The sequence below is a fragment of the Nostoc sp. genome, assembly GCF_036917455.1.
In the GTDB taxonomy this organism is placed as follows: domain Bacteria; phylum Cyanobacteriota; class Cyanobacteriia; order Cyanobacteriales; family Nostocaceae; genus Nostoc.
Genome location: NZ_JBALDK010000200.1, coordinates 75,065 through 89,845, shown reverse-complemented (window position 1 = coordinate 89,845; position 14,781 = coordinate 75,065). Strand labels below are relative to the sequence as shown.

At 39.6% G+C, this 14,781-nt stretch carries 11 protein-coding genes and 1 tRNA gene; 5 read left to right on the top strand and 7 right to left on the bottom strand.

Features of this window, described 5'->3' with window-relative positions:
• The first annotated feature begins 320 nt into the window (after positions 1-320).
• A complete protein-coding gene (locus V7K42_RS20985; RefSeq protein ID WP_334919277.1) occupies positions 321-1,262 on the top strand; it encodes an ADP-ribosylglycohydrolase family protein in 942 nt (313 codons plus the stop codon).
• Positions 1,263-1,329: 67 nt separating this feature from the next.
• Here the strand turns inward: V7K42_RS20985 and V7K42_RS20980 are convergent, their stop codons facing one another.
• The 3 genes from V7K42_RS20980 to V7K42_RS20970 form a co-directional block, all read right to left on the bottom strand.
• A complete protein-coding gene (locus V7K42_RS20980) occupies positions 1,330-2,328 on the bottom strand; it encodes a transposase (RefSeq protein WP_334919276.1) in 999 nt (332 codons plus the stop codon).
• Between the two features lie 21 nt (positions 2,329-2,349).
• On the bottom strand, positions 2,350-3,201 hold the full coding sequence (locus V7K42_RS20975) for a hypothetical protein (protein ID WP_094343692.1): 852 nt from the start codon (positions 3,199-3,201) through the stop codon (positions 2,350-2,352).
• Between the two features lie 141 nt (positions 3,202-3,342).
• Positions 3,343-4,002: an Npun_F0813 family protein gene (locus V7K42_RS20970; RefSeq protein ID WP_334919275.1), complete on the bottom strand. Its 660-nt coding sequence runs from the start codon at positions 4,000-4,002 to the stop codon at positions 3,343-3,345.
• A gap of 357 nt (positions 4,003-4,359) precedes the next feature.
• On the opposite strand from V7K42_RS20970, the gene V7K42_RS20965 reads away from it, so the two are divergent.
• Positions 4,360-4,432: transfer RNA gene (locus tag V7K42_RS20965), tRNA-Arg, on the top strand.
• Between the two features lie 135 nt (positions 4,433-4,567).
• On the opposite strand, the gene V7K42_RS20960 is transcribed toward V7K42_RS20965, so the two are convergent.
• The gene (locus tag V7K42_RS20960) at positions 4,568-5,137 is read right to left on the bottom strand and encodes a DUF2854 domain-containing protein (RefSeq protein WP_334919274.1); all 570 of its coding nucleotides are present in this window, start codon (positions 5,135-5,137) and stop codon (positions 4,568-4,570) included.
• A 493-nt stretch (positions 5,138-5,630) separates the two neighbouring features.
• On the opposite strand from V7K42_RS20960, the gene V7K42_RS20955 reads away from it, so the two are divergent.
• Positions 5,631-5,804 carry a hypothetical protein gene (locus V7K42_RS20955; RefSeq protein WP_334919273.1) on the top strand — a complete coding sequence of 58 codons (174 nt, stop codon included), beginning with the start codon at positions 5,631-5,633 and terminating at the stop codon, positions 5,802-5,804.
• A 129-nt stretch (positions 5,805-5,933) separates the two neighbouring features.
• Here V7K42_RS20955 and V7K42_RS20950 read toward each other — a convergent pair whose 3' ends face one another.
• Together V7K42_RS20950 and ppk1 are read right to left on the bottom strand one after the other, a co-directional pair.
• Complete coding sequence (locus tag V7K42_RS20950) at positions 5,934-6,350, bottom strand: response regulator (RefSeq protein ID WP_334919272.1); 417 nt, start codon at positions 6,348-6,350, stop codon at positions 5,934-5,936.
• Positions 6,351-6,541: 191 nt separating this feature from the next.
• Entirely contained in the window at positions 6,542-8,722 is a 2,181-nt protein-coding gene (ppk1, locus tag V7K42_RS20945; protein WP_334919271.1) for a polyphosphate kinase 1, read from the bottom strand.
• Between the two features lie 1,194 nt (positions 8,723-9,916).
• Between ppk1 and V7K42_RS20940 the strand changes: the two genes are divergently transcribed.
• Complete coding sequence (locus V7K42_RS20940) at positions 9,917-10,324, top strand: hypothetical protein (protein ID WP_334919270.1); 408 nt, start codon at positions 9,917-9,919, stop codon at positions 10,322-10,324.
• A gap of 555 nt (positions 10,325-10,879) precedes the next feature.
• A complete protein-coding gene (locus V7K42_RS20935; RefSeq protein ID WP_334919269.1) occupies positions 10,880-11,311 on the top strand; it encodes a hypothetical protein in 432 nt (143 codons plus the stop codon).
• Positions 11,312-11,380: 69 nt separating this feature from the next.
• Here V7K42_RS20935 and V7K42_RS20930 read toward each other — a convergent pair whose 3' ends face one another.
• A complete protein-coding gene (locus V7K42_RS20930) occupies positions 11,381-14,773 on the bottom strand; it encodes a hypothetical protein (RefSeq protein WP_334919268.1) in 3,393 nt (1,130 codons plus the stop codon).
• Positions 14,774-14,781: the final 8 nt, after the last annotated feature.

Genomic DNA, 14,781 nt, shown 5'->3' with positions numbered 1-14,781 from the left:
CCCATATTTTATTAAATGAATATTGCTATTGATGTATAAAACTTACATCTTAACTATCTCTGAGAATAATAAATAAGCTGTTATAATTACACTCAATGTCTTTTTATCTGAATTCTTTGTTCCAAAAATAGACGCTTTGAAAACTGGCACAATATTTGGAACTAAAACTATATCAGAATAGTGGAAATAAAATACCCAGCTAACAATTTGTTGCCGAGTTTTTCATCCTCTGTGAAAAACTCGGCTGTAGCATCTGTTGCAACAAGCCATAGAGGGAATCTATAAAGTTAATTTTGAGCAGTTATTGTGGAGATTGAATAATGCTAACCGGTGCAAAAACGTTGTCTGGTTTGATGGGTTTATGTGTCGGTGATGCGTTGGGTGTGCCAGTGGAGTTTACTAGCCGTGCTGAACGAGTAAAATCTCCAGTGACAACGATGCAGGGTTATGGCACATGGAATCAACCACCAGGAACTTGGTCAGATGATAGTTCGTTAAGCTTTTGCTTGGCAGAATGCCTTTGTCGGGGGTATTCGTTGGATGCCATAGCCAATTCCTTCTGGCGCTGGTACAAGGAGGCTTACTGGACTCCTCGCGGCGATGTCTTTGATATTGGTCAAACTACCCACACAGCAATTATGCGCCTGAAACAGGGAGTTGTTCCCCATCAGGCGGGAGGTAAGGTTGAAAATAGTAATGGCAATGGTTCGCTGATGAGAATCTTGCCAATGGCTTATTGTCATAGAAACTTAACTTTAGGAGAATTGCTGGCGCGGGTGCATGATGTTTCAGCGATTACCCATGCTCATGCGCGATCGCAAATGGCCTGTGGCATTTATATTAGTATTGCAGTGGCGCTCTTAGAAGGGGCAGACCCGCAAACAGCTTATTTACAAGCATTGCAAGATATCCAAACAATATATTCTGTGCGGGAATTTTTGTTAGAGAAGCCGCATTTTGGCAGAATTTTTAGTGGTGAAATTGCCAAGTTACCAGTTGAAGAGATTAATTCTGGTGGCTATGTGATTGACACCTTGGAATCGTCCCTGTGGTGTTTATTAAATAGCTCGTCTTATTCGGAAGCAGTGCTGAAAGCTGTCAACTTAGGTGGAGATGCCGATACAACCGCCGCCGTCACCGGTGGGTTAGCAGGAATTTATTATGGGGTGGAAAATATTCCTCAAAAATGGATGAACCAAATTGCTCGTAGACAAGACATTATCTACTTGGCAGAGCGTTTTTCAAGGGCTGTCTATAGTTGAAGGGACTAGAGACTGGGGACTGGGAACACAAGGGGAATAACCAATGCCCAATGCCCCATACCCAATCTTAAACCGTAGACAAGGAATAGACCTGACCATCAATTAACAGTCGCGTAATGCCCTTAGCTTGGAGATGAGTCCGAGCCTTATGAAGCATTTTACTATCAGGAACTTTTATCACGCGATCGCGCTTGGTAGAAAAGCGCTTTGCAACGCGATGATTATCAAACACCGGCAGAGTTCTCTGCTGGGTTTCCAGACTGGGAATTTGCCCTAAATCACCAAAGTCCTTGAGGGGTCGGGTAATTAATTCCGAAGAACGGTCAATTACCAAATAGCACGTTTTCGGCAAATTGGCTATCGACAGAGGTAAAACTTGAACCGATGCTTCACCTGGTCTTCTTTTTGTGACTAACGGTCTTTCATCATCCAGGTCATCATCATCGAAGTCTTCTTCCTCAAAGTCGTCATCTTCTAAATCATCATCTTCTAAATCGTCCAAATCTTCTGATTCGTCTAGCAAATCATCGCCCAGCATGTGCGCGATGATGGCCGCTGCTGGATGTTCATTCTTTAGCGGTGCGATAGAGATGCTGACTATTTCTGGCGGCTTTTGCTCTGGAGTTTCTAATTTCTCTGTGACTCTGAGCTTCGGTTTTTCCGCCGCCGAGGGGCGACGGCGCACCCGGCGACTCGCAGCGAGAGACTCTGCCGTTTCCTCTGAGAAAAGTTCTTGCTCTACATGAATTATGCGACGTGGTAATGGCTCAACTTTTGGCACTTCCAAGGGTGGGCTTTCGATGGGTGGAACTTCTATCTCCGGTTCCGGTTGAGTCAGTAGAGGTAACTGCTCGTAGCTTACCTGCGCCCTGCCTTCAGGAGTTCTCGCAGCCCGCTTTAAGGAGACTAAGTATTCATACTCATCTTCTGGCAAAGTGCTTTTGAGCAGGCGACTAATTGTCGAATTACTCACACCATAACGTTCTGCCAAAGTTGAGGTTGTTTCGGCAGTCTCTCGATATAACTTAAGAATTTCTTGCTTGTCAGAGTCTGTTAGTTTTCTCACGGTAGATACCAAAAATCTTTACTAAGCTCGTTTACGTCCACTGGTACGGCGCGTTCGTCTTAGTGATGCGTCATATTCTAAGACAGCGCCCATACCAAATAACACTCCACTAAATACCCAAAACACTTCTAATATTTCCCCACTTTGATAGTTGGGGCCTTGGGCGTATTTAAACCACATATCTGCAATGTAAAGCGAAAAGGCCGCGGCTGCAATCATTCGCCAAGACTGGGAAACTCTTCCCCCCCAAAAGGCTAACAGCAGAGTGGTAGCAATAATTAACAGAAAGACATCGCTAACTATGTAAAACCAATTCAAAATAGCGACTAGCAGTTCTGAGGGTCTTTCTTGCTGCATAGAAATCCACCATGCCAACAAACTACCGAATACTGCAATTGCTAACACAATTAGCCACTGCCATTTTTCCAGATTGATTCGCCTGGAAGCCACAGCTAAAATCATGCCTGCGCCAAGAAATAGATAATTCAGTACAAAAAATATATCGCCTACAGACACGTCCGGTTCATCTTTTAAAATTATTTCGGTATATCCGAAAATTATCCCCCCAACGAAATAGGAAAGCATACCTAAGCCAATCAAGAGCCAAACATTTCGCCCACTGACGATTTGTGGACTCAGCCAGTTCCTCAAGCATAAGATACTGGCACCCAAATAAGCTAAAGCTTCAAAAATATTTGTGCCAATCACATACCATTCGGCCCGGGTTTCTATGCCATCAGCTCCAGGAACTTTGGCACTAAACAACAAAAAGTATAGCAGTGCCAGTACGGCCCAGCCAATATTAGCTAAAACAATGTTCTGAGTATTGAAAATTGATTTAGAAAGGGAAGAATTCTCGTAAGAGTTATTCATAGGACAAGACTTGTGTAGATGCACTCTAGCAGTATTTTGATTTAAAGGACTGTATATCTAGCAGTGTATCTGCCAGGTAACACACAATCGGACACCAAAAGCAAGTGCTAGTAGCCGGAATTTTGTTAAAAAATTTCCATACTACTGCCACAGTTTACCCAGTGGCGATTGATTTAGCCAAGTGATAAACAGCGATCGCTCGGCTTCTGACATATCTTCTAGCTTATAAATCACTTGTTTGGTAAAATTAGCATTGCCAAAATACGCCTTTCCTAATCGATGCAGTTCTTGTAACAAGATAACTACATGATTTTCTTGCCAATCAGGTATTTTGGCTGTCGGCAAAGGATTAGTAGATACCAAATATTTAACTGCTTCTAGAGAAGATACTTGAGGAAATTGCTTCTGCTTTAAGACCTCCGCAATATCTTTTTCAAATAATGCAGCTTGCCTAGCACCTAAAAACTCTTCAATGTCGATAGAAACACCCTGTAACAGCAAAATACTGGCTTGGATTAAAATCACCGTTTTGCCATGACCACCTGTATCACCATCCAGCTGCTCTAAACGGATTTTACCCCAGACGCTAAAACGTTCCGGTTCCTCCAGCAAAACACAGGCTTTACCCCGGTTATCCGTTAATTCTCTCCATAAGGCTCTAGCTTCTTCTTCTTGACTAGCTTTGAAAACACTAATCAAGCGAAAAGTTTGCCCTTGATAATTAAGGATCGGCACCTGCTGATCCTTTTTTGGGTGCTGAATGCTTGATATTTCAACATCCTGCCGTTTGAGAATAAACATGGCACTAGCAAATAACTCCTCACAGGGGCACTCTTAATATGGAATATATAATGGCATTTGGCAGTATCGCCAAGGCTGAAATTACCTAGCATACTGAAGGAATGGACCTAGCGATCGCTAGATCCTTCCCGAAGGTAGTCGCCCAGAGGAGGTTAGCGTTAACAGGCAAATAACCCCTTGACAACTCAATATATCTAAACCAATACTCCATCTGTTTCGTTTTTAGTGTAAATTAGCTAGCTAGCGACTAGCATCTTAGCCTTGCTAGCAGGAAATCTGCAATTTTCGATTGCTTCTTGGTAGGTGAAGAGGATATAATATTTTGGATGACTCTTTTGGGAGCCATCATTTTATGTTGGGCGCGTAGCTCAGTGGATAGAGCCACGGATTTCTAATCCGTTGGTCGCAGGTTCGAACCCTGCCGCGCTCGTTTTAACTCAATATGAACCCTCAAGCACCGTGAAGTGATATGATAATTTCCACGTTTGAGGGTTTGTTATTGCTGCATCATACCAAGAACAAAGGCGGTATTGCTGCTACCAAAGCGATCGCGGTTTGTCTTTGACTATTGACTACTTACTAGCGACTCTTTTGGAGTATTAATCAGCGCTAGCTCAATAGTATTTTCTGATGGCTGCGTTATTTGAATTTCCAATCCAGGGCCAAAATATTTGGTCATTTTTTCCTGCTTTTTTTGCCACTCATCAATTGGTATTAGTGGTGAATCAAATTCTAAAATTAGGGCATAGTTACCATTGATTTCTTTTTCTTGTAACCCTATGACTGTTGGTCGTTCCTGGTCTGTGGGACTCAAACCTAGAAAAGAAAGTGTTGTATCTAAATGAGCATCTTGACCGTAACAATATCGGGTGATATCTTTGCGAATTTTATTTTGAGTATCAGTTGCTTGCTGTTCGCGCAACATTAATGCTGACGGTGATGTAGTTTGGGTAAAGGGAACTGGCTTGAGTTCATTAGCTTTCAGTGCCAGCCCTCCCAACAATAGAGGAATCCCGTAAAAAAATCCGACAAGATTGAGCGTGGCATTATTACCAGCATAGGCGACAAAGCCAATGATGGTTAATATACCGCCGATAGTTAAACCGAGTGTTCCCAAAGAGATTTTGCGTAGCATGAGCTTAAATTAAAATAAATTCTGAATACCCTCAATACAATTTCCAAAAATCTTGGTAACAAATAAATCGGCTGTAGGGGCGTATATCTGTCATTATTGTCAACTCAAGGTAAAAGCCAGTCTCTAAGAAGCTTTTAAAGATTGTCTCCCCAAGAGTCTCTGACTAGGGAATGCCTAGCCTCTACCTGAAACAAGGTTTTAGAGAAGTTCTAGTTTAAGTTGACAAATAGACAGCAGTACGCTAACACCAACGTACCTATAGCAGTAATTTTGTGAAAAGGTATCAGTTTTATTATCATCGGCTATGAGTAACAAATTAGGGAAAATTATTAGCTTAAGCCACCAAGTGGGTGGTATAAATAAAAAGCCATATCCTCGGATCTATCTCTTGAGCGTTTAATGCTTTATGAGGTTGACCTACTTAAACATCCCAGAATGCTTGGTTTTAAGTTAACTTAAAACTTAAAGGTAGTTTAAAGATCGGGAAAAAATAATGGATTTACAGACTATAAAAGAACGGATTGTCGCAGTTCAAAGTAAACGCGATTACCTGTTAGGCCTACTGGAGCAACCAAATCTGGGAACTTTGAGGGTTGACGTAAATCAGGCTTTAGAAGAACTGGATGAATTAATTGATGAATTTAGACGCACCATTTCGGTAGAGTAGAAATTATCAAAAAGAGCGTCGATTTAACCCTAAACTTCAGGTTATAGCGACGCTCTTCAGTACTATTGTGTCCTTAAATCCCCAGAATTGAACTAAGCCTGAGTTGGCGAAGCAATATAGCTGTATCATTTATCCTGCAACCGAACCATCTGCTGCACGCTGACCTAACTGCCTAACTAAGGCAATGAGTTCGCTTGTGGGTACATCTTTCTTGCAAACATTATCAAAGCTAGACATTGTCTTTTGCCCCTGAAAATTTACGTCTTCCACTGAGGAATAAGCAAGGATCTGGGTGTTCGGAGATATAGCTTTAATGTGACTAGACGCACTCCAGCCATCCATGATCGGCATCTGTAAATCTAGAACAATCACGTCAGGATGGCAGCGTTTAACCATTTCTATAGCTTCTTCACCATTACTGGCTAAACCTACTACTTGAATATTTTCCTGGCAAGAAAAAACTAATTGTAAGGTTAAACGAGTCAGCTCGTGGTCATCAACTACTAGAACACGCAAGGTATGAAGCTCACAGGATAACATTAACATCGAGGGGAAAGACAAATTTATTCAGAATAACCTCCCTACTTTATCCGAACAAGTGCCAGCACTGAATCTATCGAATGGTTGAATAACTTGCGTAAACCTATGACAAACAACTTAGATAACTTTTTAAAAAATTAAAGTTTTCTAAAAGCAACTAAGTTGAGCTAGTTGTCACGGTAGAACGTACTAGTTCTTTAATCAATCAGGTTTGAGGCTAGGCCAGTTGACCGTAATACCATATTCATGAGAATTTTTTGTGAATTAGCTTCTGGAGAATCATCATAGGGACGGCGTTGAATGTAGCTACCATCGGCTTGTAATTCCCAAGCTTGGCGATTATCTGCAAGCATAATTCCCATAATCTCTTGTAAATCCTTCGCAATGTCAGGGTCTTTCACTGGGGCGATTACTTCTACTCGGCGATCTAGGTTGCGGCGCATCCAGTCGGCACTACCGATAAAGATTTCCTCCTGTGTATTGTTATGAAAATAATAAATCCGAGAGTGTTCCAAAAAGCGACCGACGATGCTAATGATGCGAATATTTTCACTAATATCTTTGAGTCCTGGACGCAAACAACAAACGCCCCTAATAATTAAGTCGATTTGCACTCCGGCGCGGGAAGCTTCATATAAAGTGGCGATAATTTCTGGATCGACTAGGGAATTCATTTTGGCAACAATGCGTCCAGAAAATCCATTTTGAACGTTTTCAATTTCTCGATGAATTAGTGCTAAAAAGCGATCGCGCATGTTCACCGGTGCAACCAGCAACTCTCGATAAGACTTTTGTCGTGAGTATCCTGTCAAGAAATTAAATAGATCCGTGATGTCAGCACCTAATTCTTCACGGCAACTAAATAATCCCAAATCTGTATACAGTCGTGCTGTTTTGGGGTTATAGTTACCAGTGCCAATATGCACATAGCGACGTATCCGGTCTTTTTCGCGCCGTACTACCATGACGGTTTTACTGTGGGTTTTCAGTCCCACTAAACCATAGACTACATGAACTCCAACTCTTTCTAGTCGTTTTGCCCAGTAAATATTATTTTCTTCATCAAATCGCGCCTTTAATTCCACCAACACGGATACTTGCTTACCATTTTCGGCGGCAGCAATTAAGGCGTTGACTATGGGTGAGTCGCCAGAAGTCCGATAAAGTGTCATCTTGATAGCTAACACATCCGAGTCGTAGGCCGCATGGGTAATAAAGCGGACCACTGTCGCCGAAAAAGATTGATAGGGATGGTGTACTAGTAAATCCTTTTCTCGAATCACAGCAAAAAAGTCTTTTCCTTCGTCTGTCTCCAGTGCATCTGGATCTAAACTTGGTTCCCTCAGCCTTTGCAGGCGTAATGGTACAACAGATTGGCGTGGTGGATCTTTGAGTTCCGACAATGGCAAGGCCATAAAAGACATCAAATCTCGCAATCCCAAAAGACCGTCTACTTCGTAGAGATCGCTTTCTATTAATTCCAAATCGTGCAATAATCGCGATCGCACTATTTCAGGAGTCTGGGATTGAATTTCCAGCCTGACTGGACTTCCACCCAATCGCCGTTTTCGCAATTCCTGTTCAATCGCTAATAGCAAATCATCTGCTTCATCTTCTTCTAATACCAAATCGTTATCACGGGTAATGCGAAACGGATGATATTCTTGAATGTTCATCCCTGGAAATAGAGATTCCAAGTTATGAGCGATCGCTTGTTCTAAAGGTACTCCAGTCCAGTGGGTAGGTTTGTCATTATTTTGATCTCCCAATTCAGGCGGAATCGGTAAAAATCGTGGTAATACGCTAGGGACTTTAACTCTGGCAAAGAATTCTTCTTCCGTGTCTGGGTTTTTAACTACAACAGCAAGATTCAGACTGAGATTAGAAATAAAAGGAAACGGATGACTAGGGTCAACAGCCAAAGGAGTCAAAACTGGAAATATATGTTCCTCAAAATAGCTATTTAGATGAGTGCGCTGTTTTTGATTCAAATCTATGTAATCCAGAATATGGATGCCATGATTTGCTAATAATGGACGAAGTATTTCCTCAAAATGTTGATGCTCTTTCTTTACATGAGGAATCAGGGTAGACCTAATATCGTCTAGCTGTTGTTGTGGTGTCCGACCATCGGGAGTTAACAGGCTGACTTTCGCCTCTACTTGTTGTTTTAAACCAGCAACCCGCACCATGAAAAATTCATCTAAATTAGAGTTGAAGATTGCTAAAAACTTGAGGCGTTCGAGAAGCGGCGTGCGATCGTCACAGGCTTCATGTAACACCCTGCCATTAAATTCTAACCAGCTTAACTCTCGGTTAAGATAATATTGTGGATCGCTGAGATTGATGGGGGTAGCGCTTTTCTTAGATTTTGCCATAATGACCTAAGGGCAGGGAGATGTAGCCCACTGAATTGGGGGACAATAAACATATTAAGTTAAAGGGTGCTTGAGCAGAACGCTGAAGCAATTTTTGGATATATTGATTCTTCACCTCTCTACTGGTAAGGAACGAATATTATACTTAATCAAAAATCTATTTGTATTTAAATAACTTCAGTCAAAGACTCAAAAATAAACTGATGTAGGCACGAAAGCCAACATTACTAATAAATTTGTGGGGGTTTTGCGAACCCAACAGCCTGTTGTAGACATCGCCTCTAGCGAGTGAGTGTTTTGCACTATCACCTAGCGTATTTTCCAGAGAATTCACTCTGCCCAATCCATAACTCAATACGCTTGAGCTAAGGCGATATTCTGGCTACGGTGTAAGCACATCTCTGTACAAACTCAAAATTGTTGGAGATCCCCCTAAATCCACGCCACATGCTCCACTTGGGGAGACCCCAAGACCGCAGTGGCTCCCCGATAAATTGGGGGACTTTAAGAAATTTTTGCCCCCCTTTTTAAGGGGGGTTGGGGGGATCAAAAGCTTATAATGCCACTCTCAAAGACTTGTGTGTACACCGTAGCCTTTATAAGAGGAGGGTTAGGGTGGTATAAACCTGTGTTCTTCAGCTATTTTCAGACTTGTGTATACACGGTAGCCTTTTTAAGGAGAGCCAGCGCGGTCTTCTCCCAAAGAAAGAGGCTAACGCCAAGAGGTCTCCCCAAGTGGAGCGACTGGCGTGGATTAGGGGGGATCTAAAAGTGCCTAAAATCACAGCAAAACACTTGTTCATTCAACCTCTAAGATTTAGCAAAGATATGACATAGGCGTTTATGACAATTGCTGACGAATTCTCAAGTGGTGTTTACATAGGATTATGGTGTTATGAGCAGTCTAAAGTCTTACCTATAGTGCTTTATGAATTGTAATTTAAATATCTCAGATTTTAGTAACTATTAGAACAATTTGTATACAGATATTAAGTATATATAAGCTTTTTTAAACTCTATATTTATGAGATTTTCCTTGCTATTACTCAAATAAAGGCTAAGATATCAATGTATTAGTTTTTTTATTTGGGACTATGAAATTTATAAAAATTTCAGTATTGTTGCTGAGATATTTCTAGTAAGTAATGGTTATATTGAAAACGCAAAGATAGACAACACGAGAGTTTGTTAATTATGAAAATTTCTGCGATCGTTAAAGGCGGCATCTGCTTATTAGGTTTAGTTGGCGTTGGTAACATCCTGGCTGCACCAGCAAGTGCAGATCAAGCTTCTGCTCGGGGTGCGGTTACAATAGTTAGACCATCAGGTTCCTCTATCAGCGTCAGTGGTGAGTTGGTTGCAGCTCCGGGTACAGACTTTACCGCACTAGATGTTGTCGTTGTTGGTGGTGCTGGTGAAGGTACAAACCAAGAAACTGTCACAGGCCTCACATTAACCCCAACACCTGGAACATCTTCAACCACACCTCCCACCACAATTTCAGCAGCTATTGCAGCACAGATTGCTGCTGGTACTTTTACAACTGTTGAAGACTTAGCAGCCCTTGTCAGAGCAGCTGGTGCTGGTGGCGGTCTAGAGTAGATTTAATTTTTGCATCGTAAGTACTTACAAAATTTTTAACAACTCACAGAACAGTTGAATAAATTAAGAAATGGTAGGGAGGAGAAATAGCAATGCTATATCTGTTCCCTATATTTATTTTGTGGCTCAGATTCCCGACTTCTTAAAAAAGTCGGGAATCTTGTTGTAGGGGTCTTTCGTAGAGACACATAGTTCCTCCTACCTTCTGTTACAAACTCCGATATCAAGATTACATTTTTCCTTTGTGCTTTGCGTAAGTTCTAGAATTATCATGCGACTCCTCATAAATCCTTTACATAGCTTTAGTGATATCAATATAAACCCTGAAACTCATAGAAAATAATGAATGGAGCGCTTACGTAACAATACCAACCCTCAAAATGTTCATCGTTAACAAAACGCTCATATCAGGGATTCTATATTTTTATCTGACGAGAGTAATAAAAAAAGATAAAGAGAGATTCCGCCTCTACTTTTGCAAGTCGAGGTTAATTTTGCATTTTCAAGCAAAATCTGGAAGTCCCTAAAGCGAAGAACATGAGGAGTTTATAAAATATGAATAGTTTATCGAAAAAATTATCTATAATTTTTCAGGGAAGTATCTGCCTATTAGGTTTAATAAATGTAGGAAACTTTTTAAGTACACCAGCAAATGCACAACAAGCTACTGCTCGTGGTGCTGTTACTCTTATTAGACCTTCTGGTAGTTTTCTCAGTGTCAGTGGCGAGGTAACTTTACCTTCTGGCTCTTACTTGAACGGAGGTTTAACAATTTCTCCCACCTATGGAGGTATTGCAGGTGGAAATAACGAAACCATAACTAGTCTGACTATAACTCCAGGATTAGTTCAAACTACTACACTTTCTAACCCAAGTTCATTTATTAATACAACAGCGAATTTATTAAAAAATACTACTTCTGTTGAAGATTTAACAACTATAATCCGAGCGGGTACTGGTAATAATGGCTTAGGTGGTTTAGATTAAACAGAATTGACAAATTAAAAACCTTAGCTCCCCGACTTATAAAAAAGTTGGCTATATTTTACTATGATATCAAAATCGATAACCACCTTGAAGCTCTATGTCAAATCCATTCTCACCTGTACCAATTTGTGTTTCTATAAACACACCATTATCTGGGAAACTATGCCTCAGAATAACTCCATAGTTGAAGCCAGAAACTCGGCTACTCAAACCGCGATTATTAATACTATAATTTTTCAAATAAATACCAGCAGAAATATTTTTGCTGACTCGGTGTAAGCCCTGAAATTGAAAGAAATACTCTTTACCCATTTCTAAATTTGCCTTCAGGTTCAAACCATGACTAGTACTAAATTCTCCATTAAAAAGACCTAAAAAATCACCATTGCTATTATTCTCAATAAAAGCTATACCAGGAGCTAAAGAAAAACCAAAATTTCTTTCTTGATGCTGATATAAATAACTTAAATAAGTGGAAAAAGGATTATTTCTATTAGAGGCACTATTCCAATCAACTCTCAAGTATGGTACATGCGTATTAATAGCGACAGGTTTTTTGGCCGAATTTAACCGCACATCAGTTTTAATATAATTAAGAAGTATATTAGTGTAAAAACCTAAAGTTGGTTCTTCTATGCCTAAATTATTATTAGAAACGCCTGGTGCTGAGTTAGCATCTATATTAAACCATGTTCCGGCATTGGCACTATAGTTAAAATTTCCAGAAGAACCGGCTGCTAATAATTCAACTGTTGGCAAAGATAGATAACCGTTAAAGTTATTAAAACTAACACCTATTTTGTCAACTCTAGTGAGTTCCATATAATCAAATGCTAAATCGGCTGCTCGCACCTGTATCGGTACTATGGTCGAATCTGCTGAATTAAATTTTTCTACAAATTGTTGTCCTTGAGCGTTTGTCAAAATTACTTCGGCAGCAGAAGATTCGTTAACAGGATCAATGGAAGTATCATTTAAAGGAATCGGAATACCAATGTAAGTCAAAGGTCCAAATTTTTCATTAGAGAGCTTGAGATCGGAAAAGAATGTATTACCTTCATTTAAAATAGAAATATCTCTTTCAAGAAACTGAACTGCTCGTTTGTGGTTTCCCGTTCTTATTTGCAAGATACTAGAGTTCTTAGGAGTTACTTGACTAGGAAATGTGTAAGTTCCAGATACCTGCTCTAGTCCACTCGATGCATTGGCATAAGATAAAGTGCGATTCAACCTATTATTGATTTGTCTTCTTTGTTCAGATGTAGCAGTTGTATTTAAAGAAGTAAAATCTTCACCATTTTTTAACTTTTCTCTAGCTTCGTGTAAACCTTGTTGAATATTATCAATTTTAATAGCTTCAAAAACTTCACCTAATAGTAAACCTAATGTAGAATTTACTGATTGAATAGCATCAAGGCTAGTATCGCTGAATTTAGCTGTCAGAGATAACCCTGGGGCAGAAAAAATATTAGAATAAGTAGCTTTAATGGCAACTGGATCGTATTGAATTAAGCTGCGATTATGAGGACGACTCACATACAATCTATGCCAATCTGAACTTTCTTGAGTTTGGGATAGTGTCTCAAATACAGGTTGTCTTCTCCCTAAAGATACCCACTGTAAAGAGTTAAGATAATGAAAATCTTTCTCAGATTGAGAGAGAAAAGGATTGACTGCTACATTTAACAAGTCAAAGTTATCAAATTTGCCAAGTTGAGCAACCTTAATACCTGGTAAAGAAGAAACAGGAGCAGTAAAACCAAAACCTTCTCCCGTCAATATATTTCCCCAGGAGATACCAGTAGCTTCTAAGGCACTATTAGGAATAATTTCGCCTATCCTGAGTTTGACATTTCCACCATCTAATAAAGGCTGTATGTTCGTCGTTGGAAAGCCTTGCAAAATTTTGGGAGCATTGATTGCATCTAAAGCTTGAAATAAAGCTTGTCCACCATCAACACTCAAAGTAGAGCCACTACCAATAGCTAGAATAGGATTTCTTAGAACTGTGACATTAGGATTGTTTTCGTTAATTCCACTATTAATAGTAACTCTACCGGCAGGTACCCCTTCAGGATTGACCAATTGTCCGGCTATTGAGGTTATAGAAAAATTCTGATCATCAACGGTTCCAAATAAATTCTGAAAATCTGTAGGTATAGCGAATAGAGTTTGTAATCCCCAAAATGCCTGTTGTGAGGTAACATTTTGGGTAATATAAGTATTAGTTTCTCTTCCCTGAGACAGAATGCCAATTTGGGAGCCTTTAGTTTCAACTACTATTCTATTGTTATCAAGAACCCAGTAAAACTGGTCAGCTTTGGGAAATTTAGCATAAGTAAACTTATTAATAATCTGATTGTCTCCAGAAAATTTTAAACTTATATCCGTATCTATATAACTTTCATTCTCATTTGGCTTAAATAATTCTGTGGAAAAAGTAAGATTATCTGTAGGATTAACAATCCAAGGATACTTATTGGCACTAAATGTCAGAGCATCAATAATTATTTTTTGTTGTTGTGCTTGTTGTTGCTTTTTTGAACGCCGTAGCTTTTCTATTAGTATTTGTTGTGGTGGTACATTCGGTTTAGTTGTATGAGGCTTAGTCTGTTCTTCACCTTCATCAGGTGGCTTGGGAGGTTCTACTTTATACTCTTCAATTGGGATAACATCAGCTATAGTGAATTCGGATAACTGTTTGGTTTTGTGCAAGTCAGAGTTAGCATCTTTTAAAGTTTCTTTTAAGAGGGCTTTGCTTTGAAGATTATCTCCTGTATCTGAATTTAGCAAACTCCGATCGCTAAGATTTGTATTATTTGCCGCGATTACCTCAATTGGGATAAAATTAGCTTTAGTAAATTCGGATAACCGTTTAGTTTTCTGTAAGTTAGAGTTAGCATCTTTTAAAGTTTCTTTTAATAGGGCTTTGCTTTCAGGACTATCTACTTTATCTGAATTTAGCAAACTCCGATCGCTAAGATTTGCATTATTTGCCGCGATTACCTCAATTGGAATAACATCAGCTCTAGTAAATTCTGATAACCGTTTAGTTTTCTGTAAGTCAGAGTTAGTATCTTTTAAAGTTTCTTTTAAGAGGGCTTTGCTTTCAGGATTATCTACTTTATCTGAATTTAGCAAACTCCGATCGCTAAGACTTGCATCCTTTTCCGCGAGTAAGTCAATAGGAACTAATTTGGAGAGTTGTTTATTTTTATGTAAGCTAGAGTTCGCCTTCTTTAAATTTTGTATTAATATTATTTTATTTTTTGAAGCATCTAGGTTGTCCGATTTTAATAACCTGTTATCACTAGTAATCTTATTTTCTGCATTCAAAGCTATATTGTTACGATCGTTAAATTCTAAGGCGATCGCAGAAAATTGAACTAGGATAACTTTGAAAAGAATTGTTGAAGATAAAAAGCACGTTACAATTAATTGTAAGTTTTTCTTGAATCTCATTAGTGAGG